This is a genomic window from Bacillus sp. S4, assembly GCF_040838205.1.
GTDB lineage: Bacteria > Bacillota > Bacilli > Bacillales > Bacillaceae_G > Bacillus_A > Bacillus_A cereus_U.
In genome coordinates this window covers 1-3,001 of sequence record NZ_JBFPJI010000366.1, presented here as the reverse complement: position 1 = coordinate 3,001, position 3,001 = coordinate 1, and the positions used below count along the sequence as shown (strand labels likewise).

Sequence of the window (3,001 nt, the reverse complement as noted above, 5' to 3'; positions counted from 1 at the left end):
ATTGATTTTTATCTAAGTAAATCAAGAGATAAACAAGCAGCCAAGCGCTTTTTCAAGAAAGTCTTGGCTTTTTCGTACGTGTCTAAACCTCGTGTGATAACAGTAGATAAGAACCCTGCCTACCCTGTAGCGATTCAAGAGTTAAAAGAAGAGAAACATATGCCTGAAGGCATACAATTAAGGCAAGTTAGATATCTCAATAATATAGTGGAACAAGATCATCGTTTTATTAAGAAACGCGTGCGTTCTATGTTGGGATTCAAGTCATTTAAAACAGCAACTTCTATATTGAGAGGTGTTGAAGCCATGCATATGATCAAAAAAGAACAGATTGATTTACGGGACCAATCTGTTCAAAATCAGAAAGAATTCATCCATCAATTGTTTGGACTGGTAGCATAAAATGCAATGCTGTTAGGGATATATGCACTTTATTCTCTTTTATTTTATTTTTGCACCAAAACCAATTGTGAGTAATTGCTATAATTCATTGTACGTTGAAAAAACGAAGTTTGGCTGCAAACTATGTAAATATAAAATGAAATGATAATGAGAATATTAGATGTGTCTGTATCACTTGGATGAAATCACTAGTAACAAAAAACCTTCATGCAATGATTATTGCGTGAAAGTTTTTTACAAGTTTACTTATTTTTTTGTCTCATTGACCCATTTAATAATGTCCTGAATGACGTACTCGGGAACATTTGCAGGAATTTCATACTCACTAGGAAGACTTAAATCACCATCTCCTTCTGTAAAGGCATGGTTCAATTTCGGATATGTTTTGAACTGAATATTCCCGCGGTTTGAGAGTCCTTCTTGCCATCTTGTAAATTCATCTTTTACTGTTACTTGATAATCGCGTGCTCCTTGCAGAATCAATAATGGTTCTTTTTGTGTTTTTGCTTCCTCAACAGGGCGCCAGCGAGCAACATCATACATGAAATGCGGGGATGGATAATTGTAACCAGTTGGTGGGTGGTCTGGATCAAAAGTAGGATCCTGGTAATAGGCGAATTGTCTTTTTAGTTCATCGATTACTTCCTTTGGTGCCCCGAGGTATTGATACTGATCAATGAGCATATCAGTCATAGGTCGTGCGGGTGGTGCTAGTAATATACTGCCTCGAACAAGTGAAGAAGGTGCTTTGCTCAGTATACGCGGCATCGCGCCACCTCCTTGGCTATGTCCGAGAATGAAAATGTTACTTGGGTCAATGCCTTCTTGCTGCGCTGCTGATTTTGCTGCGTATATGGCATCTTCTGTTGTATCTCGGTCTAAGGTAATAGGTTCCGCACTCATCTTTAATGTGTGTTCTAAAGAACGCTTTTCATAGCGTAAGACTGCAATCCCGTTAGATGAAAGGCCCGCTGCAAGGTCTCTAAACAATTTTGTCCCCATGTTTGTACTATCACGATCATTCATACCAGAACCATGAACAAGAACAACAACGGGCACCTTTTCACCAGGCTTATGTTTCGGAATCGTTAACGTGGCTGGTAAAGGGTATGTAGAATTTCCAATTACGATTTCTCGTTCTTGATAGGAGTCAGGTCGATCATAGATAGGATGCGGTATGGCATATGTTTTTTTAGGTGTCCTTTGCCCAACGTCATCTACTTTCCCGCCTGGTGTGAATCTAAGCAAAACTGGAATCGTAGTTCCTTCGAACTCTATTGGAATCTCAACTGTCTGATGAACCAAGTTACGTTCTTTTACTTCTGCTGTTCCGATGTTTTTAATTCCACCACCACTACTTTGTGTCCACCAATCTTGCAATTTTTGTGCAGTAAACTTCGACTGAAAAGCAGTGGATGTTAATTGCAGGGCTTCTGCATATTTACCTTGCTGGAGATATTCAAAAAATAATGTCGTACGATCGGTTAAAGTGATTTGTTTCTTTTCTACAGATTGTTCCGCGCGTGTATCCGCGTGAATAGGCGATGTAATTGGAAAAGATGAAACCCCTAAAGATAAGAGAAGGGTAATGGAAAGTGCTGATTTTTGTATGTTCCGTTTTTTTGTCATGTTTTAACCTCCAAAATGCGATAGTAAGAAATAGGGATGGTAATTAGTGGAATGGATCCCTCTTGGAGTTTCGGTACATGTAAGGGGGAATCCTGCATAAATATCATAAAAAGCACGTTTGAAATAGTAGGGGATTATAGCAACGTATAGATACACGAACCCGCGCTATACCATAGAAATCAATAGTTTTTCTAACAACTATTACAATGCCTGCATCTTAGAATGAAAATAAATGGTCCATTTTTATACTAAATCACAAACTAACATATATCTTACCACCGCAGCAATCTAATTCATTTGGTGGGAACTATGGTTTGTTATGTTGATACATACGAGTCATGTGGTGTGAGTTTGTATTGTAATCGTGTAATAGTAGGGAAAGGTAGGTTGCTGGAAACCCGCTGATATAAAGGTATCCACAATCGCTTACTTTTACTTAGTTTACATAACCTATCTTATCAGAAGTTGTGGGAATTAGAGGGGAGTCAGTCTCAAAATGAAAAGAATCCTTATCTTATTGAGACAGTTAAAAGAATTTCAAAGCTATATTTTCAATTCTGTATTAGAATTACATTGGGCTCAACTTTTACATAAAACAAGAGTAATAAAGAACATTTTTGACGTAAAAAGCAATAAAAGAAACCATCTCTTTCGATATTATAAACATCTTAGTTTCGAATATAATACAGCCGATTTACCCCTAAGGGATTAACTTAGCTGTTTTGTTGTTTGCACTCTATTAGTAAACGTACAATAAACAAAGGTATGTAAAAGCGGACAGATCTGGAATCAAAAAATATTACTTACTGATGAAAAGTGAATAATGAATTCTGTTGGATGAACATAAAAGGATTGAAAGAAGGGTGAAAAAACAAGCACCATACAACTTCGCACGAAATACCAATTTTACGAACAATAATAGAGTTATATAAAAATCTAATACAGCATCTAGGGATTTAAAGCCTATATC

At 37.0% G+C, this 3,001-nt stretch carries 2 protein-coding genes; one reads left to right on the top strand and one right to left on the bottom strand.

The features are described from left to right. The coding region (locus tag AB3X48_RS20165) for a DDE-type integrase/transposase/recombinase (RefSeq protein ID WP_367959864.1) at nt 1-402 on the top strand (402 nt) is incomplete at its 5' end. Between the two features lie 246 nt (nt 403-648). Here the strand turns inward: AB3X48_RS20165 and AB3X48_RS20160 are convergent. Next, nucleotides 649-2,031, bottom strand: coding sequence for an alpha/beta hydrolase (locus tag AB3X48_RS20160; protein WP_016103681.1), 1,383 nt, complete (start codon nt 2,029-2,031; stop codon nt 649-651). Between the last annotated feature and the right edge of the window lie 970 nt (nt 2,032-3,001).